The sequence below is a fragment of the Streptomyces sp. CNX435 genome (assembly GCF_059570575.1).
Genome location: NZ_JCANTA010000003.1, coordinates 136,835 through 159,743, shown reverse-complemented (window position 1 = coordinate 159,743; position 22,909 = coordinate 136,835). Strand labels below are relative to the sequence as shown.

16 protein-coding genes and 1 tRNA gene are annotated in these 22,909 nt (G+C 70.9%); 11 read left to right on the top strand and 6 right to left on the bottom strand.

What is annotated here, in order from left to right:
• The first annotated feature begins 24 nt into the window (after nucleotides 1–24).
• The 3 genes from T328_RS07175 (at nucleotide 25) to T328_RS07165 (ending at nucleotide 4,079) form a co-directional block, all read left to right on the top strand.
• Nucleotides 25–1,137: a WD40/YVTN/BNR-like repeat-containing protein gene (locus T328_RS07175; protein WP_496495041.1), complete on the top strand. Its 1,113-nt coding sequence runs from the start codon at nucleotides 25–27 to the stop codon at nucleotides 1,135–1,137.
• 135 nt (nucleotides 1,138–1,272) lie between these two features.
• A tRNA-Pro gene (locus T328_RS07170) sits at nucleotides 1,273–1,346 on the top strand.
• Nucleotides 1,347–1,892: 546 nt separating this feature from the next.
• Nucleotides 1,893–4,079, top strand: a complete 2,187-nt coding sequence (locus T328_RS07165; RefSeq protein WP_496495040.1) for a ThuA domain-containing protein — start codon at nucleotides 1,893–1,895, stop codon at nucleotides 4,077–4,079.
• Nucleotides 4,080–4,208: 129 nt separating this feature from the next.
• Here the strand turns inward: T328_RS07165 and T328_RS07160 are convergent, their stop codons facing one another.
• A complete protein-coding gene (locus T328_RS07160; RefSeq protein WP_496495039.1) occupies nucleotides 4,209–5,189 on the bottom strand; it encodes a helix-turn-helix transcriptional regulator in 981 nt (326 codons plus the stop codon).
• Between the two features lie 82 nt (nucleotides 5,190–5,271).
• Here T328_RS07160 and T328_RS07155 point away from each other — a divergent pair, with 82 nt between their 5' ends.
• Nucleotides 5,272–6,465 (top strand): epoxide hydrolase family protein, encoded by a 1,194-nt coding sequence (locus tag T328_RS07155; RefSeq protein ID WP_496495038.1) that lies wholly within the window; start codon nucleotides 5,272–5,274, stop codon nucleotides 6,463–6,465.
• Between the two features lie 143 nt (nucleotides 6,466–6,608).
• Here T328_RS07155 and T328_RS07150 read toward each other — a convergent pair whose 3' ends face one another.
• Nucleotides 6,609–10,523: a S8 family serine peptidase gene (locus tag T328_RS07150; protein ID WP_496495037.1), complete on the bottom strand. Its 3,915-nt coding sequence runs from the start codon at nucleotides 10,521–10,523 to the stop codon at nucleotides 6,609–6,611.
• Nucleotides 10,524–10,636: 113 nt separating this feature from the next.
• Here T328_RS07150 and T328_RS07145 point away from each other — a divergent pair, with 113 nt between their 5' ends.
• Entirely contained in the window at nucleotides 10,637–11,665 is a 1,029-nt protein-coding gene (locus tag T328_RS07145) for a helix-turn-helix domain-containing protein (protein ID WP_496495036.1), read from the top strand.
• Nucleotides 11,662–12,609, top strand: a complete 948-nt coding sequence (locus T328_RS07140; protein ID WP_496495035.1) for a helix-turn-helix domain-containing protein — start codon at nucleotides 11,662–11,664, stop codon at nucleotides 12,607–12,609. Before T328_RS07145 ends, T328_RS07140 begins: the two co-directional genes overlap by 4 nt.
• Nucleotides 12,610–12,723: 114 nt before the next feature.
• Here T328_RS07140 and T328_RS07135 read toward each other — a convergent pair whose 3' ends face one another.
• The gene (locus T328_RS07135) at nucleotides 12,724–14,703 is read right to left on the bottom strand and encodes an ATP-binding cassette domain-containing protein (protein WP_496495034.1); all 1,980 of its coding nucleotides are present in this window, start codon (nucleotides 14,701–14,703) and stop codon (nucleotides 12,724–12,726) included.
• Nucleotides 14,704–15,408: 705 nt separating this feature from the next.
• Complete coding sequence (locus T328_RS07130) at nucleotides 15,409–16,197, bottom strand: hypothetical protein (RefSeq protein WP_496495033.1); 789 nt, start codon at nucleotides 16,195–16,197, stop codon at nucleotides 15,409–15,411.
• Between the two features lie 227 nt (nucleotides 16,198–16,424).
• Here T328_RS07130 and T328_RS07125 point away from each other — a divergent pair, with 227 nt between their 5' ends.
• On the top strand, nucleotides 16,425–16,673 hold the full coding sequence (locus T328_RS07125) for an SCO4226 family nickel-binding protein (protein WP_496495368.1): 249 nt from the start codon (nucleotides 16,425–16,427) through the stop codon (nucleotides 16,671–16,673).
• Between the two features lie 306 nt (nucleotides 16,674–16,979).
• On the opposite strand, the gene T328_RS07120 is transcribed toward T328_RS07125, so the two are convergent.
• Nucleotides 16,980–17,276 (bottom strand): hypothetical protein, encoded by a 297-nt coding sequence (locus tag T328_RS07120; RefSeq protein ID WP_496495032.1) that lies wholly within the window; start codon nucleotides 17,274–17,276, stop codon nucleotides 16,980–16,982.
• Nucleotides 17,277–17,713: 437 nt separating this feature from the next.
• Between T328_RS07120 and T328_RS07115 the strand changes: the two genes are divergently transcribed.
• From T328_RS07115 to T328_RS07105, 3 genes are read left to right on the top strand one after another with little or no spacing between them, the layout of a single operon-like run.
• Complete coding sequence (locus tag T328_RS07115) at nucleotides 17,714–18,073, top strand: UBP-type zinc finger domain-containing protein (protein WP_496495031.1); 360 nt, start codon at nucleotides 17,714–17,716, stop codon at nucleotides 18,071–18,073.
• Between the two features lie 19 nt (nucleotides 18,074–18,092).
• A complete protein-coding gene (locus T328_RS07110) occupies nucleotides 18,093–19,025 on the top strand; it encodes a DUF5996 family protein (RefSeq protein WP_496495030.1) in 933 nt (310 codons plus the stop codon).
• 12 nt (nucleotides 19,026–19,037) lie between these two features.
• Nucleotides 19,038–19,517, top strand: a complete 480-nt coding sequence (locus tag T328_RS07105) for a VOC family protein (RefSeq protein ID WP_496495029.1) — start codon at nucleotides 19,038–19,040, stop codon at nucleotides 19,515–19,517.
• A gap of 107 nt (nucleotides 19,518–19,624) precedes the next feature.
• On the opposite strand, the gene T328_RS07100 is transcribed toward T328_RS07105, so the two are convergent.
• Nucleotides 19,625–20,866, bottom strand: a complete 1,242-nt coding sequence (locus T328_RS07100; protein ID WP_496495028.1) for a PP2C family protein-serine/threonine phosphatase — start codon at nucleotides 20,864–20,866, stop codon at nucleotides 19,625–19,627.
• Nucleotides 20,867–21,622: 756 nt separating this feature from the next.
• On the opposite strand from T328_RS07100, the gene T328_RS07095 reads away from it, so the two are divergent.
• Nucleotides 21,623–22,894 carry a choice-of-anchor M domain-containing protein gene (locus T328_RS07095; RefSeq protein WP_496495027.1) on the top strand — a complete coding sequence of 424 codons (1,272 nt, stop codon included), beginning with the start codon at nucleotides 21,623–21,625 and terminating at the stop codon, nucleotides 22,892–22,894.
• Nucleotides 22,895–22,909: the final 15 nt, after the last annotated feature.

Genomic DNA, 22,909 nt, shown 5'->3' with positions numbered 1-22,909 from the left:
CGGCGGCTGCTACGTTCCTCCGCCATGACGCTGCGGGGAACTCTGAGTCGTACAGCCGTCGCCTGCCTCAGCGCGGCGGCGCTCGCCGCCGGCCTCTGCCTCGCCGGCGGCCCGGCGTACGCGGACACCGCCGCCGACGCCGGCCGTCTGGCGGCGCGCGGTGACCTGCCCGGCTGGAAGTTGAAGGACACCGGCAGCGAGGCGCGGCTGCGCGGGCTGTCGGCGGTCAGCCGCGACGTCGCCTGGGCGTCCGGCTCCGGCGGCACGGTCCTGCGTACGGCGGACGGCGGGCGGAGCTGGCGGGACGTGTCGCCGCCGGAGACCGAGGCGCTGGAGTTCCGCGACGTCGAGGCGCTCGGCGCGCGGAGCGCGGTCGTCCTGTCCATCGGCCCGGGCGAGGACTCCCGCATCTACCGCACCGACGACGCCGGCGCGACCTGGACCGAGACCTTCCGCAACGACCACCCCGCCGCCTTCTACGACTGCGTCACCTTCTTCGCCGACGGCCGCAACGGGCTCGCGCTGAGCGACCCGGTGGACGGCCGGTTCCGCATCCTGTCGACCTCCGACGGGGGCCGCTCCTGGAAGGTGCTGCCCGACGACGGCATGCCGCCGGCGCAGCCGGGCGACGCGGCGTTCGCGGCGAGCGGGCAGTGCCTGGTCAGCGCGGGCCGCTCCGACGCCTGGTTCGCCACCGGCGGCGGCGCGACCGCGCGCGTCCTGCACTCCGCCGACCGCGGCCGTACCTGGACCGAGGCCGAGTCCGGCATCCCGGCCGGTGACCCCGCGCGCGGCGTCTTCGCCCTGGCCTTCCGCGATGCCCGCCACGGCCTCGCGGTCGGTGGCGACTTCCAGCCCGGCAACCCCTCGCCGGACGCGGCGGCCCGCACGGGCGACGGCGGCGCGAGCTGGACGGCCGCACGCAAGCCGCCGCCCGAGTACCGCTCCGGCGTGACCTGGCTGCCGCACAGCCACTCCGTCGCCCTGGCCGTGGGCCCGACCGGCTCGGACGTCACCTTCGACGCCGGGCGCACGTGGCACGGCTTCGACTCCGGTTCGTACGACACCGTGGACTGCACCGCCGACCTCGGCTGCTGGGCGGCGGGGGAGCAGGGCCGGGTGGCGCGCCTGGAGTAGCCGGGGCAGTCACGGCCCGCTGACTCTTCTGACCCCGGGGGCCGGCGGGCTATCGGCTTTGCGGCACACGGGGGTGGATGCGGTATGGTTCTCGTGCGCGATCGGCCGGGGCGAAACCCCAGGTCGTCCGGGCACCGGGACGTGGCGCAGTTTGGTAGCGCACTTGACTGGGGGTCAAGGGGTCGTGGGTTCAAATCCCGCCGTCCCGACGGTGCGAAAGAGGCCCTTTGCCGGGAGAAATCCCAGGTCAGGGGGCCTTTTGCTATTTACTGACACGCCATCAGTCTGGGGCCAAGATCACGTCCGTTTTCGCGGCGGACTGTGCGGTTCCTACAAAGACCGGAGTGGGTCGGTGCACCCGACAGGTGGGCGCTGAGCGACTGTCCCGCTCGCGTCAGGGCCTGGAGGTCGGGGCGCACTGCCCGGCCGCCGGGGCTGCCATCGTGCGCGGTCCGCGTCCGCACTTGGTCCCGTCAGTGGAAAATGTCTGGCAAGAAAATGCCGCACTTCTGCTTGACGACCGTCAAAAGTGTCTTTAGCTTCCGATCCGATGACGATTGGGCCCGTCACCCTCCCCCACCCCCCACGGCCCGAGTAGGTGATGCACGGCTGATGTCGTTCAGCCCCGTCTCGCACCGTCACCGCCCGGCGCCGACACGCCGTACGGACATCCACGACTCGTAGCTCGTCGGTCCAGGAGGTTCCGGAACATGAAGTTAGGACTGCGCCCACTCAGGGGACGGTCACCCGCGGCGGTGACGGTCGCTCTCGCGACCGCCCTCGCCGTCACGCAGCTCGCCGCCACGCCCGGCACGGCGAACGCACAGCCCGAGGAGCGGCACGTACTGATCTTCACCGAGACGACCGGGTATCGGCACACTGACGCGATCGAGCAAGGCGTGCCGATACTGCAGTCGGCCTTCGAGGACGCCGGGATGACCTCGGAGCACACCGAGGACTCCACCATCTTCAACCCCGACGACCTGGCGCGGTTCGACGCGCTGGTGATGTTCCAGACCTCGGGCGACCCCTGGACGGGACCGGGCGAGAAGGCGGCGCTGGAGGCGTACCAGCAGGCCGGGGGCGGAATCGCCGCCATCCACAACGCCGCGGACATGCGCGGCGGTTACCAGTGGTGGGACGACCTGATCGGGTCGCAGATGCCCGGACACGCCGACACCGCCCCGCCCCTGGGGCAGCAGGCGACGGTGCACGTGGAGGACACCGAGCACCCGTCCACGGCGCATCTGTCGCCGGAGTGGGTACGCCCCGACGAGTGGTACAACTTCGACACCAACGTCCGCGGCGACGCGCATGTGCTGGCCACGGTGGACGAGTCGACGTACGACCCGGGCGGGAACGCCATGGGCGAGGACCATCCCATCTCGTGGTGCAAGCCGTACGACGGCGGCCGGGCCTGGGTGACCGCGATGGGCCACTTCGGCGCCCACTACCAGGAGCCGGACCTGGTCCAGCACATCGTCGGCGGCGTGCAGTACGCCTCCGGCCAGGTCGAGGGCGACTGCGGCGAGGCGCCCGCCGCCCAGGAGCAGTTCACCAAGGTCGCGCTGGACCAGAACACCGAGGCGCCGTTCGCGATGGATGTGGCCCCGGACGGGCGGGTGTTCTACACCGAGCTGCTGACCGGCGAGATCCGGGTCTACGATCCCGCCACGCAGACCACGGGCACCGCGGTTCAACTGGACGTGTACTCAGGCGGCGAGGACGGGCTCCTCGGCCTCGCCCTCGCACCCGACTTCGCCGACAGCGGGCACCTGTACGTCTACTGGTCACCCGCCAGCGACGACGACACCAACCCGGCGAACTTCACGAGCCGGGTCTCGCGCTTCACCGTCGGCGACGGCTCGGCCATCGACCCCGGCAGCGAGCAGCTCGTCATCGAGGTCCCGGCCAGCCGGCTGCCCGACGAGCCGGGCCACACCGGCGGCAACCTCGACTTCGACCTGGACGGCAACCTGCTGCTCGGCGTCGGCGACGACGTCAACCCGCACTCGGAGCCGTCCGGCGGATACGCCCCGCTGTCCGAGCGGGAGGGCACGTTCCACGACGCCCGCGCGACCGCGGCGAACACCAACGACCTGCGCGGCAAGCTGCTGCGCATCACGCCGCAGCCGGACGGCGGCTACACCGTCCCCGAGGGCAACCTGTTCGACGAGGCACAGGACACCGACGACAAGACACGGCCCGAGATCTACGCCATGGGCTTCCGCAACCCGTTCCGCTTCACCGTCGACCCTGCCACGGGCTGGATCGGCCTGGCCGACTACGCCCCGGACGCGTCCCAGAACGCGCCGGACACCCGGGGCCCCGCCGGGATCGTCGAGTGGAACGTGCTCAAGGAGCCGGGCAACTACGGCTGGCCGCTGTGCATCGGCGCCAACGTTCCGTACCGCGACGTCGACTACACCACGGACCCGGTGACCGTGGGCGGGAACTTCGACTGCGACCGGCCGGTCAACGACTCGGTCCGCAACACCGGGCTGACGGAGCTGCCGCCGGTGCAGCAGCCGGAGATGTACTACGGCACGCAGACGTCGTCCGTACCCGACGCCATCCCCGCCGGCGGCGGACTGGCCCCGATGGGCGGCCCGTTCTACGACTTCGACCCCGACCTGCAGTCGGACACCAAGTTCCCGGAGTCCTACGACGGCAAGCCGTTCTTCTACGAGTGGGCGCGCAACGCCGTCTACTCGCTCACCCTCGACGGTGCGGGCGGGGTGTCCCAGGTGTCCGCGTTCATGCCGGACACACAGTTCCTCGCGCCGATCGACATGGAGTTCGGCCCCGACGGGTCGCTGTACGTCCTGGAGTGGGGCGGCGGGTATGACCCGCCGAACGACAATTCGGGTCTGTACCGGATCGACCACACCGGGACCGCCTCTGCGCCGGCGAAGGCGCCCACCGCCGGCTCCGGAGGCTGACACAGACGCGGGACGGGTGTCGGACCGTCCCGCAGACCGCCGGTGGCGGGACACATGCCCAGCATCCCGCCACCGGCGCGCCCCGCCGCCCGCACCCCTGCGGTGCGGCCGGAGCCCGGCGGCCGGACGCTAGCGCGAAGGGGTGCCGGACCCGGCCGGGCCCGACCGGAGGTACCGGTGGCCGAGCGCCTGCAGGTGTGCGACCAGCTCGCGCGGCTCATCGACGTGGAAGTCGAGGCCGAGCATGCCGATCCAGACCGCGACGGTCTCCAGGCTGTCGGCGCCGGTGACGAGGACCGAGTGGGAGTCGTCGACGGTTTCGACCACGCCCACGGCCAGGTTGATCCGGGCGAGCACCTCGGTAGCCGGCGCGTCGACGGCGATGCGGGCGTGCACCTTCCACCCCGTCGAGGCGACGTCGCGCAGCACGAACGCGGCGTAGTCGCCGCCGTCGAGCGGCACCGGGACGAAGTGGCCGCCGCCGGGGGTGCGGAGGGTGATCCAGTCGGCGCGGTAGGCTCGCCACTCGCCCGCCGGGCGGTGCCGCGCCACCACGTACCAGCGCTGCTGCCAGCTCACCAGGCGGTACGGCTCGGCCTCGGTCGGCTCCTGGTCGTCACCGTAGAAGAACCTGAGGGCCCGGTGGTCGCGGACGGCTGCCGCCAGTTCTGCCAGCAGGTCGGTGTCGACCGGCGGCGCCTCGACGTTGGTGGTGGTGTTCGCGGGGCCGACATCGGTGTTGTCGTGCAGGGCCCGCACCCGGCGCCGCAGCCGGTCGGGCAGGACGTGCTCCAGCTTGGCCAGTGCGAGCGTGCTCGCCTCCTCGATTCCGCGCACCGTACGCACCGTCCCGAGACCGACGGCGACGGCCACGGCTTCCTGGTCGTCGAGCAGCAGCGGTGGCAGCCTTCCGTGGTCACCGAGGCGGTAGCCGCCGGCCGGACCGCGGACCGAGTCGATCGGATAGCCGAGCTCGCGCAGCCGCTCGATGTCCTTGCGCAGCGTCCGCTCACCCACGTCGACCCGTGCGGCGAGATCCGCACCCGACCACGTGCCGCGCGTCTGCAGCAGCCCGAGGACCGCCAGCAGGCGGGCCGACGTTTCGAGCATCGGGCACCCCCGGAGAAATAAAGTCAGAAGACCGAAGAAATTCCGGAACGAACCCGGCCGGAACCCTTCCTACCTTAGCCACATGACCTTCAACGAAGCCCGGACCAGCAAGAACGTCGAGATCACCGAGATCGCCGCCGCGGAGAGCGCCGTCCGCCCGTTCGAGATCGCCATCTCCCAGGAGGCGATCGACGACCTCGACCGCCGCCTCGCGGGCACCCGCTTCGCGACCGAGGCTCCCGGCGACGACTGGGCGCTGGGGACCCCGGTGGCGTACCTCCGCGACATGGTCGAGTACTGGCGCACGTCGTTCGACTGGCGGGCGCAGGAGGAGCGGATGAACGCCTTCCCGCACTTCCTCACCGAAATCGACGGGCAGACCATCCACTTCCTGCACGTCCGCTCGGCGCACGAGGACGCGACGCCGCTGCTGCTCACGCACACCTATCCGGGTTCGTTCGCCGACTTCCTCGATGTGATCGGCCCGCTCACCGACCCCGAGGCGCACGGCGGCCGTGCCGACCCGGCGTTCCACGTCGTGATCCCGAGCCTGCCCGGGATGGGCTTCAGCACCCCCGTGGCTTGGGGCGGCTGGACCACGGGGCGGGTGGCGCGCACCTTCGACACCCTGATGCGCGCGCTGGGCTACCGGTCGTACGGTGCCCACGGCTCGGACATCGGCGCCATGGTCTCCCGCGAGCTGGCCGTGCTGAACCCCGAGGGCTTCCTCGGCGCCCACGTCCTGCAGCTCTTCTCCTTCCCCTCGGGCGATCCCGCCGAGTTCGAGAAGATGACCCCGGCCGACCACGCGGCGCTGGAGTTCGCCGGCTGGTCCAGCACCGTCAACGGCTACGCGCAGATGAACGCCTCCCGGCCGCAGACCATCGCGGCGGCGCTCAGCGACTCACCGGTGGGCCAGCTCGCCTCCAACGAGCTGTTCGAGAACTTCGGCAATGGCACCTCCCTTCTCACCCGGGACCAGGTACTCACCCACGTCAGCCTCTACTGGCTGACCAACACCTCCGCAGGCGCGGTCCGCTACCACCACGCCGAGAAGGCCGTCGAGCCGCGTGTCAACGACGGCCCGATCGGCGTCACGGTCTTCGCCGACGACTTCAGGTCCATGCGGCCCTTCGCGGAGCGCGACAACACCGACATCGTCTCCTGGACCGAGCAACCGCGCGGCGGCCACTTCGCCGCGATGGAGGTCCCCGACGTCCTGACCGCCGAGATCCAGGCGTTCTACGCCTCCGACCACCGCCGCGATGCTTCCTGAGCCAATCGCGAGCGACGGTGTCCCGGGTCACGGACCCGGGACACCGTTCGGGTTCGGAGCCCGCCGATGCCCCGCTTGGCACCATGCCACCGGTGCACAGCGGGAGGCCGGGGCGCACGGCGCAACGACCACGTGCTGACGGATCAGCGGATGTCGTATCCCCGCAGCACGGTCTGCTCGATGGTGTGGCCCTCGGTGTCGGCGGCCTTCACCCGGTAGCTGACCGAACCGCCCGTGCTGTCGCTCGGGGGGACGATGCGAGCGGCGAATCCCGCCGGCCCCACCCGGCGCACGGGTTCGGTGCTCCAGTGCTCGCCGCCGTCGAAGCTCACCTCCAGCGAGAGCGTGTCGAGCCGCGCCGGTGAGGTGTTGTCCACCGGGTGGTAGCCGGTGATCGTCAGCGTGCGCGGACGGCCGGCGGGGACGGTGTTGTCCAGATCGACGCTCGCGTCATAACGCAGGTCGAGCAGTCGCAGCGGGGCGCATGGCCCGGCGCCGAAGCTGAGCGTCCCCGCAAAACATCCGTCGTACGCGTGCCCGGACGTGGGTTGGGCCGACGTGAACGTCCACGCCGTGTCCACGCGTTGCGGGTGGGTCAGCGAGTCCCACGGCGGTGGCGTGCTCATCGTCATCCGGTAATCCGCGGAATCCGGCCCCAGCCGGAAGGCGGGAAACGGGATGCGGAGCCACACGGCCACGAAGTCGAGGGTCTCCAGCGGAACCTCGGCCCCGTCACGGTAGAGGTGGTAGTCGACCTTGACCGGGCTGTCCTCGAAGCTGAACCGGTTGTTGATGTGGGCCGTCGGATCCGCGCCGACGAGCGCGGAGTACGGCACGAGCAGGTCGCCCGAGCGGCACTGCGCGTTGCAGACCGTCGCCGCGGAACCGCTGGACAGCTCTGCCGAGGTATACACCGGCGCGCCCGGCGCGAGCGGTGCCGCCATCCACTTCTGCGTACGGCGACCAGGCCGGTCGAAGATGTTCTGGGAGGTCATTGTGGGCACCAGCCCAGGGCCGAAGTTGTGGAGGTCGACCAGATCGCGCTGCCAGCCGGTGTCCGCGGAGACCGGTCCTATGTACTCGGTCAGCGTGCTGCGCGTCGGGACGTGCAGCACGTTGCTGAACGGTGTGGACATGCCGGCGGAGTACTGCGGGCTCCAGCTGAGGCTCGCGGTGCTCTCATGCTCGGAATAGATCCGGTCGTCGACCTGTGCCAGCTCGTCCCTGGCAACCTTGTTGCGCCAGGGGGGTGTGCCCTGGGAGTCGAAGGCGAGTGGATAGACGTAGCGCGCGGTGTCGTGGGCGTCGACGTGCAGGCGCACGGCGCCGCGTCGCGCCAGCCGGCTGAGCCGAGCCCCCTCGTCCGCGCTCAGCCCGAGCGTCGGGATCGGGTACGACGCCCACGACGTGCGGCGTTCGAGGCCGAGGAACTCGGCGCCGGTTGAGCCGTATCCGAGGACCGCCGCGGCGCCTGCCGCTTCGGCCCGTTGCACGCGATCCAGGGCATTTTCGGTGCAGCCGTCGGACTGGCAGATGTCGCTGAGGTCCAACAGGACGATCCTGCCGCGAGCGTCGACGCCCTCGAAGTCGGCGGCCAGGCCGTGGCCCGCCGCGACGACCCGGTAGGTCTGTTCGCCGTCGAGCATCCGCGGCGTGCCGTCGGTGCGGTAGCCGCTACCGCTGTAGGCCTGGTACCAGGGGTGTACAGCGCCGCCCCTGTTGCCGATCCTCATGGTGACGAGGGGCGAGCCGAGCAGGGTGCTGGTGAAGCCCGAGACCGTGCCCAGTGACGGCTTGTCGACCTGGGACACCCACAGGTGCTGGTTCGGGTAGCTCGCCGTGGCGACCGGGAGGGCGTAGCCGATGTTGTCCTGGCGGATCTGCAGATAGCCGGAACCCACGATGACCGGGTCGGCCGGCTTCGGCGTCGAGGTGGTGACCTCCTTCGCTTCGCCCATGTCGATCGTCAGACTCGTGCGGTCGGTGGCCGAGAACTGGGAAATGGTGGCGAGTCCGGTGTTCCACTGCCCGTTCTCGTCGACCCATCCGACGGTCGCGTGCACGCTCCACGGACCGGCGGCCGGCAGTTGCGTGGTGGTGTCGAGCGCCTGCTGACCGTACGCGGCGAACCCCAGGTCGTCGCGGTTGTCGACCCGCATGTACGCAACCGTTCCCACACGTACTTCGCGCGCACCTTCCGGCGGGATGATGCTCAGGTCGACCGAGACCGGCTTGGCGGCGATGGTCGCACCGACCGCGACCCCTGCCTCGACCGAACCCGTCGCGTCCGTGGCCTCGACCCGGCCTTGGTACCGGCCCTCGCCGGCGCCGGCCGTGCGATCGAAGCGGACCGGAACGGTGGCCGTTGCCCGCGCGGGGACCGTGACCGACTCGGGCACCGTCAGCGTTCCCTCCGGCGGGACGCTGCCGCCATGAGCGGACACCTGCGCTTTCAGGCTCAGCGTCACGTCCTCGTCGGTGTCGTTGACGTAGCCGAGCTGCTTGGTGATCGGGCCGCCGTCCGCCGGGATCTGACGGAAGTCGACGTTGCCCGTCGCGTACACGCCCTGGGAAACGGCGCGAGCGACGTCGACCCGGCCCGAGCCCAGCTCGTACGCCCCGTGGCCGACGTCCTCGGCGGTGCTGACGAGCGCCGCCTTGAGTCGTTCCCCGCTCCAGTTCGGATGCTGCTCGGCGAGGATCGCGGCGGCACCGGCAACGTGCGGGGTCGCCATGGAGGTCCCGGACAGGCGGGCGTACGTGTCGCCGACCCGGGGCCCTATGTCCGTACCGGCGGCGCGCGCGGCGGTGATGTCGACGCCCGGAGCGGCGATGTCGGGCTTGAGCGCGTACGTGCCCCTGCGCGGTCCGCGGCTGGAGAACGAGGCCGGCTCGTCCGACTCGTCCACCGCGGCAACGGTCAGGGCCGCGTCGGCGGAGCCCGGCGAGGTCACCGTCGACGCCCTCGGCCCGCTGTTGCCGGCCGCGACGACGAACAGGGTCTCGTATCGCGCGGACAGGTCGTCGAGAGCCACGTCGACCGGATCGTCGGCCCCGTCATCCGGGCCACCAAGGCTCACGTTGACCAGGCGGGCGCCGCTCTCGGCGGCCCACTGCATCCCCGCGATGACCTGGGAGTCGGAGCCCGCCCCGGCGTCGTTGAGTACCTTGCCGACAAGGAGATCGGCGCCCGGCGCGACGCCTTGGTACGTGCCGTCGGACGCGGCGCCGGAGCCCGCGATGATGGATGCCACGTGCGTGCCGTGCCCGTAGCCGTCCTGGACGGACTCCTCACCCGTGAAGACCTTCGTCGCCGCGATCCTGCCGGCGAAGTCGGGGTGGTCGAGATCGATCCCGGTGTCCAGCACCGCGACGTCGACGCCGGATCCGTCGAACCCGGCCGCCTGCGCCTCCGGGGCCCTGATCTGCGACACGCTCTCGTCGAGCGACGCCCGTACGCGACCGTCGAGCCAGATCTTGGACAATCCGGATCCGAGCCGGGTGCGGCCGTCTCGTAGGGGCGCCGCCACCCGGTTCCAGAACGCCGGGGCCCGGTCCTTGGCGACGTTGACCGCGGCGCCGTCGACGCTGGCGAGCGCGCGGGGCGCGGAAGTCGCCGGCAGCGCGTCCGCCTCCGGCGCGAGTCGGCTCCGCGGTGTGGACGAGGCGTACCGCACGATCACCGGGATGTCACCCTTGGCGCCGCTGTAGCCGTTCTCGGCAAGGTAGGCCACGTCGAACAGCCGCCTGTCGAGCAGGCCGGCTTGTACCAGCGGCTGTGCATCCGACGGTATGACGGTGACCTCGTCGCCGCGGCCCGTGGTGAAGAAGGTGACCGGATGCCCATCCGGCCGCGGTGCGGTCGAGATGACCTTGGCCATCGGCCGTCCGTCCGCGTGGTAGTAGCCGATGACGTCACCGGTGAGCAAGGTGACCCGGGCCTCCGGCTCGGGCGTGCCCGAAGTCCCGGGCGAAGCGGTGTCGACGGTGCCGGCCGCCGGAGCGTCGCCGACGCTGCTCGGCGACACCGCTTGCGCCGGACCGAGCAGACCGACCACACACACCGCGGATACGGCTGCCGACACAAGGCGGGTGCACATCCTGCGGCGTATGCCCATCGTTACTCCTGCTCGCGCTTGATCGTCGGAAGCCACCTGGGCACAATTGCACGGTGGCCGACGACCCGGTAGAAAGCGACGGAGCCGGTTCGCGCCATGACGGGTATAGGACAGCGCCAAGTACCGTCGGCGTCCGGGCCGAACTACAGGTCGCGTACGCGGCGTTGCTGGCACACTCGCCGGCCACTGCCGAGAGTCTTGCTGCCGCAGTGGGGGTCTCGGTCGGTCAAGCGGCCGACCGGCTCGGTGAACTCGTCGCGGCCGGACTCGCCGTCGCCTCCGAAGCCACCCCCGGCAGCTACGCGGCGGCGGCACCGCACGACGTACTCCTGCCCGCGCTGCTGGCACGCGAAATGCAGTTGGCACAGGCACGCCATCGCCTCGTCCGGCTGGCGAGCCGACACGCGTCCCGGACCGCCAACGGGTCCGCGTACACCGGCGTCCGGGTGGCGGACGGAGGGGCCGAGACTCTCAAGCTCTACCAGACGCTTCTCGAGTCCGCCGAGGGGACGATCGCCGGCGTCGATGCCCCGCCGTACGTGGGCGACCCCCTTGAGGGCGATCCGGCGATCTTCGCCGCGCTGGGCAGGGGTGTGCGGATCCGGACGCTCTACGATCGGCAGGCGCTCGATGTGCCGGTCCGGCTGGCCGACCTCGAAGAGGGGGTGCGGGCGGGCGAAGAGGCGCGCGTCGGAGACGCCCCGGCCAAGTTCGCCATCGCGGACGGACGAACCGCGTTGCTCCTGTCCTACCGCGACGACAGCACCCCGTACGCCGTGCTCATCAGCGAGCCCGTGCTCGTCGCGGGTGTGGTCGCGTTGTTCGAGGTCTGCTGGGACGCCGCCACCCCACTGCGCATCACCGGCCGCGATTCGTCCCTGGACGGCCGGCCGGACGCCACGGACAAGCGGCTGCTGACGATGCTCGCCGCGGGATACACCGACGCGGAGATCGGTGCGAGCCTCGGGTGGCCGGATCGCCGCGTGCGGCGGCGTATCGCCGCCTTGTACGAGCGGCTCGACGCGACGAGCCGGTTCCAGGCCGGCTATCAGGCGTACGTACGCGGCTGGCTCAGCGCGTGATCGAGTTCGACGACCGGGCCGAAGCCGCGTACGAGCTCGTTCTCGACCACCCGGGCTGCTCGCTCGCCGAGCTGACCGCCCACTGGACCGGCGAGGATCTCGCCGACGTACTGCGCCGCCTCGTCACCCACGGTTTCGTCCTCCGCGACGATGACGGCCGGCATTCGGCGCTGCCGCCGGACATCGCCGCCGATGTGCTGTTCGGGGAGCACGAGCTGGAACTGCGCCGGATGCGCGAGTACATCGCCCGGCTCACGGCAGGACCAGGGCACGGGCCGCATGCCCGGACGCCGTTCGTCGAGCTCGTCACCGGCTTGCCCGAGGTACGCCGGCGGCTGCTCCATGCGCGTCACGCGGCTCAGCACCGAGTGCGCTGCCTCGACTGGCGATTCCCCGCCGGCACAGCACCACACGTCGAGCTGTTTGCCCGCGGGGTGGAATGCTTCGCGCTCTACGACCACGGCAGCGTCAACGTGCCCGGCGTCGTCGCCGAGATCTCCGCGCGCGCCGACGCGGGCGAGCAGGCGCGCGCCCTGCCCAGCCTCCCCCTGCGGGCGTACCTGGTCGATGACCACACCGCCATGATTCCCCTGCGGCGCGGCACCGCGTCGCTCGACTCCGCGGTCTTCCTGCGACCGTCCGTGCTGCTGGATGTGCTGCACAAGCTTTTCGACACTCTCTGGCAGCGAGCCATCCCGCTGCGTCTGGCCAGCGGACCGGCCTCCGTCGAGAGCGCCGAGCCCAACGATCCGGAGAACCAAAGGCTGGTCAGTCTCATGCTGTCCGGCCTCACGACGGCCGCGATCGCCCGGCAGCTGCGCGTCAGCGAGCGCACCGCGCAGCGCCGGGTCACCGCGCTCATGGCGGACCTGGGCGCCACGACGCGCTTCCAGGCAGGCGTGCAGGCAGCCCTGCGCGGCCTCGCTCCGCCGCCGAGCCGGTGAGGGTATGTGCCTCGGCGCCGGTGTCGTTCATGGAGAGACTCCGTAGCGGGCTGAGGGACGGGAGGGGTGGGGCGGGGCCGCTTCGTGGGCGGCCCCGCCGGGGGTGGTGAGGGGTCAGCGGTCCTGGGCGAGCGCGTACAGCTCGCCCAGGAGGCTTCCCTCGGTGGCGACGAGGGAGTCGAAGGTGCCCTGTTCGCGAATGCGCCCTTGGTCGAGGACGATGACGCGGTCGGCCATCCGCACGTTGTCCAGGCGGTGGGTGACGATCACGGTGATCCGGTCGTCCGTCTCGCGGAGTCGGCGGAAGATCAGGTGCTCGCCGCGGGCGTCCATCTCACTCGTCGGCTCGTCCAGGACGAGCACGGCCGGCTCCCGGTACATCGCCCGCGCGCAGGCCAGGCGCTGCCACTGCCCGCCGGACAGTTCGTGCCCGCCCCATACCGAGCGGGCCAGGAGGGTGTCGAGCCGGTCCGGGAGCGCCTGGAGGGACTGGGTCATGCCGACGCGTTCGGCGGCGTCCCAGATGCGGTCGTCGGTGTGCTCGCGGGGCTGGCCGAGGGTGATGTTCTCGCGGGCGGCGAGCGGCCAGTGTCCGTTCTTCTGGGGGACGAGGCCGACGTGCCGCCAGACCGATTCCGCGTCGGCGGTGGCGAGATCGGTGTCGTCCCAGTGGACGGTTCCGCCGGTCGGCACCGTCAGTCCGGTGAGCAGGCGGATCAGGGTCGACTTGCCGGCGCCGTTCTCGCCCACGAGGGCGACGACCTCGCCGCGGTTGAGGGTGAGGGTGATCGGGTGCAGCGCAGGGGTGTCCTTGCCCGGGTAGGTGAACTCGGCCCCGCACAGGCGGATCTGCCGCGGCGCGGTGGCCTGGGTGGTGCCCCGGGCGGTGGCCATGGCTCGGACCTCGTCGGTGAAGGTGTGGTAATCGTGCAGGTAGAGGCCGTGGTGGAACATGATCGCGCCGTACCTGATGATGGAGTTGAGGGCGCGTCCGGCGGTCTGCGAGGCGACGATGGCGGTGCCGGCGATCGCGGTGGACATGGCTCCGGAGAGGGCGAGCGCGGCCAGCGCCGCCCACATGCCGAGCGTGAACAGGCCCGCCAGGGACGCCGCGAGGAGCGTCACGAGCAGATAGGGGCGCGCGCCTTGAAGCTCGCGGCCCTCGACCCTGTCGCACATCACCCGGTACCACGAGTGCAGGTAGGGCCGCATGGTGTTGGCGCGCAGTTCGTCGGCGAGGTCGGGGGTGGTCAGCCACCAGCGCATCATGCCGCGTACGTTCCGGGCGGAGATGGTGCGGTCGTGCACGCGGTAGTCGATGCGCGCGGCGATCACCCCACCCATGCCTCGGGGGATGACCGACAGCAGCAGCACGCCCAGGAGCAGGGGATGGAGGGTGGTGAGGACGGTCGCGGCGGACACGAGCTGGACGAGGCCGTTGGTCAGCGTTTTGGCGTCGTCCGCGAGGCCGACCGCGCGCAGCGCGCCGATCTCCGCGGCCCGGCTGCGGTCGGTGAACCCTTCGGTGTCGTAGGCGGACAGCTCGGCCTTCATGTGGAGGTCGACCAGGGTGAGATCGACGGCGGAGGCGATCTGCGGGTTCAGGCGGCGGGTGGCCCAGTCCGCGAGGATCCACATCCCGGCGCCGAGCGCCATCGCGACGACCGCAACCGTCAGCGCCGGCCAAGCCCGTCCCAGCCCGGTGCGGGCGTCGGAGGTGGCGAGGTGGGGCATCGCCTTGGCGACCGCGGTGAGCATGACGGCGGTGCCCAGGCCGGACAGCACCTGGCACACGAGGATCGTGAGCGTCATGCGGCGGTCGACCGACCACGCCAGCCGGGCCGACTGGGCCAGCGCCGTCGGGATCCGGCGGGCCATGTCCCACAAGGTGGCGTCATCCATGGCCCGGCGGTGCTTGCGCCCGTTGTAGTCCAGTTCGGGCGGGGCCGAGGGCTGAGGATCCGACGTGCGCGCGGCGGGAACGGCCGCCGGGTCCTGCACCGCGGGCGGGCCTTGCGGCACGGCGGTTGCCGCCTGCCGGGCGGTGACGCGGGGGCGCCTCACGCGACCACCCCCGCCTTTCGCGTCGCTCATGCACCCCACCTCGGCGACGGTCGTGATGCGGATGCGAACGGAGCACGGCGGGCGGCTGCGGGGTGCTGGAGCGCCGTGGGGCGGACGGGGTGAGCGGGAGGGTTTTCGAAGGCAGGGCGGGCGGTGGGGCACGGGCGCGCAGGATTCACGGTTTGCTCCTCAGGTAGGGATCGGCTTGGGCACCCCGGACAACGTGGATGGTCACGGGGCCGACACGGGGCGGTCCGGGCGACGCGTCGAGCGCAAGTTCGAGCTGGGGCGCGGCGGGCAGGCGTGGTCGGCGCTCCCCTACGTTCGATTCACTCGTGGAGGGGATGGCGGCGAGGGCGTGACCCGGGTGGGGGATTGCGTGAGGGTGTGGAAAGCACCGGTCTCCTCGGTGGGCGTGACAGGGTCTGCGGGAGGGAACCATCGCCCACGCCACCGACAACCAGGCGGCGGCGGTGCCGGGATCCGGACAATCCGAGCCTCCCGTCCGGCGTCGGGAAGCGAGCATCGAACCGGCCGCTGGCCTGGTACGGAATGGGGAGAAACGGTTCTCGAACCGGTTGCCGGATCCGCGGCGTTGAGCGGTCGGTGAGTTGGCTGGAACTGCCCGGACCGTGTCGCCCGTCAGAGCGGATTCCGAAGCGGCCGACCACATCCGCTCACCGCACCGCTCTCCGCGCGACCGAACAGGGCATCAACGGCATGTCCCACCGTGGATCACCCGGGCGGCGGAGGCGAGCCGTCCCGGTCCCTGCCCTGCTGCCGGGGCTGGCTGGGGGCGCCGGCGATGACGTTCTCGAAGCGGGTGCGCAGACTGCTCCAGCGGGCGTCGTGACGGGCCGCGCGGCGGGTGGCGCGGGCGAGCTTGTGCGGCCTGCGGGTGTAGAAGCGGTGCGCCCAGGGCGATTGGGGACGGGCCAGGCGGATCGCGCCGACCGCTCCGACCAGGGGGATGACCACGCCGAGCACGCCCATGCGGAACTTGCCCTTGGCGAAGGAGACCACGGCGATGAGGGAGCCGACGACGAGGTTGACCGACCACAGAAGCATCCCCTGCTCCTGCGGCCCCCCTCGGTCGTCCACGTCGAAGGGGGACGAGCCGATCAGCACCATGCCGACGACCACGACCGTCAGCACGGTGACCTCGACCGAGGCGCGGCCCTGCTCGGTCCAGTAGACGTCGTGCAGGTGGACGATCAGGGCGAACTCGTCGAGCACCAGACCCGTGCCCATGCCGAACACGACGGCGACCACGGACTCGGCGACCACGCCTCCCTCCACGAAGACCGCGCCGAAGCCCCCGATCACCATGAGAACGACCCCCGGCACCACGTGGTGGATGTGCATCCCGCCAGGGTCGACGTTCCGGAACGGTCCCCGGCCGGCGCGGATCATGCGGGTGATGCCGCGGGTGACGAGGAAGGTGACCACCAGGGCCGCCAGGGCCAGCAGCGGGGGCACCCGCTCGGTGTCGACCATGGTGAGGGTGAGCCGGCCGTCGACCATGCCGCGTCTACACCTTTCGCCTGGACTCAGATGTCTTCTGGATTATTGTCGCGAAGCGCGCGGCGGAGCGATCGCCGCCTCGCCGGGCGGCGGGCGAACCCGGGTCCGACCGGCCTCTCGGTTTCGACCACCCTGGATGACCGATCAGTGACGCTTAGTCGCTCATCAGGTGCGCTTCCGATGCCGGGTGCACCATGGAGGTACCGGCGATCAGGAGGTGCATGACCATGGCCGAGTTCATGGACGTTCACCACGGGATGAAGGGGATCACGAGCGAGCAACTGCAGGAAGCGCACCGCGCGGACCGGGCCATCGAGACCGAGGAGCGGGTGCACTTCAAGCAAACGTGGGCGGACCCACAGTCCGGCGAGGTCTACTGCCTGTCGGAGGCGCCGTCGGCGGAGGCGGTGATGCGCATTCACGAGCGCGCCGGCCACCCGGCGGACGAGATCCATCCGGTGCCGCTCACGGCGTGACACCGTTCCCGGTGCGGAGATATGCGCACAGCCCCCGGCCCGGCCGGCTGAGATCGATGCCGGCCGGGCCGGGCGTGACGCGGGCGCCAGGACCCTCGTGCGCACGCCGCCTCAGTCGCCGCCGCCCGGCGCGGAGTCGCTCGCGCCCACCCGGAACGCCGCATGTCGTTGTCGCTGAGGATCCGCTCAAGGTTCGTCAGCGCCTCCTCGGGGACGCAGTCGTATTGTGACAGACAGTGATCACAAACGTCATCACAGAGGGCGAAGGGCGCCCGAGTGCGACGAGCGGGCCGAACGCTTCAGCGGTCAGCTCGATCCGTACTTCTGCAGACCGGCCCGAACGTCGTCGAAGTTCATCACGGGCATGACGGTCACGTTGGCACCGAGTTCCTGGAAGAGCGGTTCGGCGACTGAGGGCATGTCGGACGGCTCCTTCAGGTCGAAGACGATGAATGCGGTACGCACCCCGTCCTTCGCTCCGAAGAACGCGCTCTCCGGCTTGACTTGCTCAAGCAGCGACGACATCGTCTTGGCGAGCGTATTGTGCGTGATCGCCTGGTTCGCCTTCTCGGTGTCCATCTGGGCGGTCAGCAACACCCTCATGGTCTATCCACCTCTCGTTGGCCTCTGGGCACGCCCGGTGCCCACCTGTCGATCGTCATCGCGATCCCGGGGTTTCGCATCCCGAGTGGGCCAGTGGGAGTACGCGCGGGAATCGGGCCGCCTCCTTCCCGAGGCCGACGTGCCTTCCCCGGCCGCCGCGTTTCCTCGGCACCATGATCCGGATCCCGACATGAGCGACCGGCGTCGGTGCGAGGAATGCGTCGCTGACGCCGTGGACCAACGTGACCCCGCCTGTGGCGGTCTGCGCTCGCGGCATGCCGACCGCGAAGGTGCACGGCTGCCAGGGCGCACGGTGGCGGACGTGCCGGTGGACGGCCGGCGGGTGGTGGTCTTGCTGCGGGTACGGCGAACGCCCGACGGCACCTGAACGGCCTCGTCGGCGGGCTCATCCGGCCCGCGCTGCGCAAGATGGAGCCATGGAAGCCGAACGGACACCTGGCATCGACCCCACCTCCACGCCAAGCGGGGAGGGCTGTGCCGAGTGTCTGGCGGGTGAGGCGCCGGGGTGGTGGTTTCATCTACGGCGCTGCGCCGCCTGCGGGCACATCGGCTGCTGCGATTCCTCGCCGGCACAGCACGCGAGCCGGCATGCACGTCAGAGTGGGCATCCGGTGCTCACCAGCTTCGAGCCCGGGGAGGACTGGTTCTGGAACGCGGACACGAACGAATTCCTGGACGGACCGGTGATGAGCCCGCCGGCCGCGCGTCCTGCCACCCAGCCGGTGCCGGGCCCTGCGGGGAAGGTCCCGCCGGACTGGCAGCAGCGCCTCAACTGACGACGTCCGGGAGCTGCTGGTGACGAGTGCGCTTCCCGCCGCCGACCCGTGGCCGGCGCTACGCGTCGGGGACTGGTCGAAGACCCGCGAGACCCTGCACATGTGGACCCAGATCGTCGGCAAGGTCCGGCTGGCGCTGGCGCCGATGGTCAACCACTGGTGGCAGGTGCCGCTCTACGTCTCCGCCCGCGGTCTGACGACGTCGGCGATCCCGGGCCGGCGCACGTTCGACATGGAGTTTGATTTCATCGACCACCGGCTGCGGCTGCGGACGACGGCCGGTGCCGTGGAGACGGTCGTGCTGGAGGCGAAGCCGGTTGCCGACTTCTACCGCGAGACGATGGACGCCCTGACACGGGCGGGGATCGACGTCGCCATTCTCGCCCGCCCGGTCGAGGTGGAGGAGGCGATCCCGTTCGCCGAGGACCGTACCCACACCTCCTACGACCCCGCGCACGCGCACGCCTTCTGGGGCCAGCTGGTCCAGGCTGCCCGGGTGCTGACCGAGTTCCGCTCGCGCTTCATCGGCAAGGTCAGCCCCGTGCACTTCTTCTGGGGCGCCATGGATCTGGCCGTCACCCGGTTCTCCGGGCGTACCGCGCCCACCCACGCCGGCGGCGCCCCGAACTGCGCGGACTGGGTGATGACCGAGGGCTACTCCCACGAACTCAGCAGCGCCGGCTTCTGGCCGGGCGGCGACGGCGAGGGCATGTTCTACGCCTACGCCTATCCGGAGCCCCCGGGCTTCCGCGACCACCCCGTACCGGCCGGAGGCTACTCGCAGGAGTGGAGCCAGTACCTCCTGCCGTACGAGACGGTGCGTACGGCTGCGGACCCGGACACCCTGCTGCTGGATTTTCTGCAGTCCACCTACGAGGCAGCCGCCATCCACGGCACCTGGGACCGCGCCGCCCTGGAGGACGACCCCGCCCGCCGCGCCGCCCCGCGCTGACAGGAGAAGCCCGTGCCCGAACCGCAGCCCGCCATCGACCTGCAGAACCTGCCCGTACCCGACAGCGGGATGCTCGTGACGCTCTTCCTGACCGTCAGAAAAATCGCCCGCTCCCGGGCCTTCTACTGCGAGGTCCTGGGCGGACAGGTCGTCCTCGAAGAGAACCCCTGCATCGTCAAGCTCGCCAACTCATGGGTGATCATGAATCCGGGTGGCGGCCCGACCCCCGACAAGCCGGATATCTCAGTAGTGGATTACGAGCCCGGCGACACCGTCTCCAGCTTCATGAACCTCCGCGTCGCCGACATCGACGCCGCCTACCGGGAGTGGAGCGCGAAGGGGGCCCGCTTCGTCACCCCGCCCATCGAACGCGGGCCGGAGAAGCGCTGCTACCTGCGCGACCCCGACGGCTACCTGATCGAGGTGGGCCAGGCCACCGGCCTGCTCGAAGGCAGACTCGCGCGGAAACGCCCCGAAGACCTACCCGGCTGAACCTGCTGCCAGACGGCCGCCCTATACCCCTTCCGACCTTGGGCTTTGCTGTTGCCCGGGCATGTGTCACCCACGTCGGCTCCGTCAGTGGTGGTGCAGGTGTCGGTTCACTCCAGGACGGCGAGGTGATCGGCGGCGCCGCCGCGCCACTCGATCAGGAACAGCGTCGCGTCGTCGCTGGTCATCCCGCCCCGTTCCTGCTTCAGGACGTGGGAGAGGGAGCGCACCACCGCGCGCACTCCTTCCTCGGTGTGCTCGATGCGGTTGACCCAGTCGATGAGTTGTTCCTCGCCGAACTGCTGGCCACCGGCTCCGCGCTCTTCGATGAGGCCGTCGGTGAAGCACAGCACCCGGTCGCCGCGTTGGAGTGTCTGCTCGCTGAGCTGGGGCTCGTCGCCGCCGACGCCGACCGGCAAGGTGGTCGGGGTGTGCAGTTGCTGGACGACCTCGTGATCGCGGATCAGCAGCGGCGCCGGGTGGCCCGCGTTGACCCAGTGCAGCTGGCCCGTCGTGGTGTTCAGGCGCATCATCTGCGCGGTGACGAAGTGGTCGGGCCCGAACTGCTCGGCGATCGCCCGGTCCATGAACGTGTAGATCTCGGTCAGGCCGATGCCGGCGCGTCGGGCGTGCCGGTAGGCGCCGATCGCGACGGTCGCCATCGTGGCGGCGTCCAGACCGTGGCCCATCGCGTCGACCATGGCCACATGCAGGATGTCGTCGTTGAGGGCGTAGTCGAAGCTGTCGCCCGCGACGTTGTAGGCGGGCTCCAGGACGCCGGCGACCGCGGCCTGCGGGACGGACATCGCCAGCGGAGGCAGCAGGGACCACTGGATCTCCGCGGCCACGCTCATCGGTTCGCTGCGCCGGGCCAGGAAGAACTGGTCCGTGTAGTGATGCTTGGTGACCAGCATGTCGGCGACCAGGCCGGCCAGCCTGCGTAGCAGCCGCCGGTCGTCGTCATCGATGTCATCCAGGGTGAGGGCGAGCACGCCCACCTGGTCGCTTCCGTCCAGCAACGGCAGGAACATCCGGACGCCGCCGGCCTGCGGCACCTCGACGGGGGTCGCACGCAGGAAGGCCGTGCCGGCGTGGGAGTCACCGATCGGCTCGGGCTCACCGACGACCAGCCTCCTGCCGGGCAGCGGCACCAGATACAGCTGCCCGTAGTCCTGCAAGAGGATCGAGAGATCCCGGCCACCGATCCTGCGCACCTCCTCCGCGATCAGTGGGGCGATCAGCTGCGGCGGCATTTCGTGCGCGCGGTCCAGCAGCACCCCCAGCAGCCGCTCACCGAAGCCTTCCGACCGGTCCACCACACCCTTGTCCGGACGCCGCTCACCTTCCGTCATGGCCATGTCCTTTCCATCGGGCCGGCCTCATCTCGCCTGAAAGAGGGGGGTTTCACCGGGTGGTGTGGTGTTCGGCCGCTGTGGCCTGGAGCCGGCAGGACTCGGTGCTGGTCTGGATGCGGGTGCGGCGGAAGGTGATCCGGTCGGCGATGGCCCGGGGAGCCGGGGCTCGTTGAAGATCGCCTCCCAGTCGTTGAACGGGGAGACTGTGGCGACCGCATCTTGTCCAGGTTGAGATAGCGAACTCGTCCGGACGCAAGAGGCCGACCTTGCTGTAGCGCGGGCGATTACGTCTGTGCACGAAAGCGTCTCCTGATACGACCTTGATCAACGGGCACAGCGTGACCGGCTGAACGGCCCAAGACCCCCATTACGCCGAAAGCGGCATGTCACACACCCGTGCTGCTCGTCTACGCCGCCCTGCGCGGCCCGAAACGCAGAGCCCCGCCGTCGCGGGCAGGAGCGAGACCGGGGAGACCGTCACCGCCCGGTGATCGCGTCGCGCCGCGGCCGGTGAAACCTGAAACAGATCCCGGGTCCGGTGGGCGTACGGCCGGGAGCGGTGACGCCGGGGCGTACGGCGTCCGCCTGGGGCTGGGCCCGCCGTGCGGGCCGCGTCGCTCGAAATAGTAATTGAAAATGATTACCATCACGACTACGGTGTGCCGCACGGTCCGCGCAACTGTGTGCGGCGCCATGGGGTTTGACGTTTCGCTGCCCGAACGCGCGGGCGGCCACAACCGCAGATGAGGGGCGATGGGAGCAGTCAATCGGCCGGCCCGGCTGCTGGGGGCGCTGGGTCTGGCGGTGGCCGGGCTGGTGTCGGCCGGCGCCGCGGGCGGTGGTGACGGGGATGCTGTCCCCGGAGCGCCGCCCGCGGCGCCCGCCGCCGTGTCGGCGGCCGGTGATGTGGTGGACGAGCGCACCGTCATCGACAAGGGGCACGTGGACGCGGTCGCGCCGCGTCTGGTGGACGGTGAGTTCCGCACCCTGCTGAAGGACAGCCGTGAGTCCGGCAACGTGGTCTGGCGGGAGCCGACCTCGGTGATCATGCATCTCACTCCGGCGGGCAGGCAGACGGTTCCCGATCCGGCCGGAGGGCTGGAGTACATCGGTGAGCCGGGCGATGTCTTCCACCTGATCCCGCAGGTGCAGGACCCGGAGGTGGTGTGGGCGGGCTGGAACACTGAGGAGTTCGCCCCCGCCGATATGGAGGGCCGCCTGCAGCTGTCCCTGGACGAGGTGGAAGGGCCGGGAGAGCTGGCCGTCTGGGCGTGGTCGACCTTCGGTGAGCCGCTGCCGAGGTTCGACACCCGTGACGGTCTGCGTGACTCTTACATCGTGATGGCCGGTACGCATGAACACGCCAACTGGGCCTTCACGGAGGAGGGCGTGTACCGGATGACGTTCACCTTCTCGGCCACGCTTGCCTCGGGCGAGGAGGTCTCCGACAGCCAGGTCTTCACCATGGCGGTCGGCGACGTCGACCCGGACGAGGTGTCTCTCCCGGGGGACGACGGCGGTTCTGCCGGCGGCGGCACCTCCGACGGCGGCACCACCGACGGTGGCGGCACAGGCGGCGGCGACACGGACGGTGGCTCGGACGACGGCGGCACCTCTGACGGCGGGTCCGGCGGCGACGGCGGTGCCTCCGACGGTGGCACGGACCACGGCGGCACCACTGACGGGGACTCGGGCGGCACGACGGACGCCGGTGGCGGCGCAGGCGGCTCCCCCTCCACCGGCGGCGGCGCGACCGGGAGTGCGGGCGGCGACACGTCGGCCGGCGGTAGCTCCTCCGGTGGTGACACGGACGGCGCGGGTGTGGTCGGCGGCGGCGCCGACGGGGCTGCCAAGGGCGGCGGGCTCGCCGGCACCGGCTCGGCGGGGGTGCTTCCCCTGGCCGTGGCCAGCGCGGCGCTGATCGCCGCGGGCGCCGGTGGCTTCGTCTACGCCAACCGCAGAAAGGCGCGCGCAGCTGGCCACCCCGACGTGGACACGACCGGTGCCCGACCCCGAGCCAGCTGAACTCGAAGGAGCCTT

Bases quoted from the DNA above. Each gene is read 5' to 3' on its own strand.
- T328_RS07175 (WP_496495041.1), top strand. From the start codon at position 25: ATGACGCTGCGGGGAACTCTGAGTCGTACAGCCGTCGCCTGCCTCAGC.
- T328_RS07160 (WP_496495039.1), bottom strand. From the start codon at position 5,189: ATGCTCGAAACGTCGGCCCGCCTGCTGGCGGTCCTCGGGCTGCTGCAG.
- T328_RS07155 (WP_496495038.1), top strand. From the start codon at position 5,272: ATGACCTTCAACGAAGCCCGGACCAGCAAGAACGTCGAGATCACCGAG.
- T328_RS07135 (WP_496495034.1), bottom strand. From the start codon at position 14,703: ATGAGCGACGCGAAAGGCGGGGGTGGTCGCGTGAGGCGCCCCCGCGTC.
- T328_RS07130 (WP_496495033.1), bottom strand. From the start codon at position 16,197: ATGGTCGACGGCCGGCTCACCCTCACCATGGTCGACACCGAGCGGGTG.
- T328_RS07125 (WP_496495368.1), top strand. From the start codon at position 16,425: ATGGCCGAGTTCATGGACGTTCACCACGGGATGAAGGGGATCACGAGC.
- T328_RS07120 (WP_496495032.1), bottom strand. From the start codon at position 17,276: ATGAGGGTGTTGCTGACCGCCCAGATGGACACCGAGAAGGCGAACCAG.
- T328_RS07115 (WP_496495031.1), top strand. From the start codon at position 17,714: ATGGAAGCCGAACGGACACCTGGCATCGACCCCACCTCCACGCCAAGC.
- T328_RS07100 (WP_496495028.1), bottom strand. From the start codon at position 20,866: ATGACGGAAGGTGAGCGGCGTCCGGACAAGGGTGTGGTGGACCGGTCG.
- T328_RS07095 (WP_496495027.1), top strand. From the start codon at position 21,623: ATGGGAGCAGTCAATCGGCCGGCCCGGCTGCTGGGGGCGCTGGGTCTG.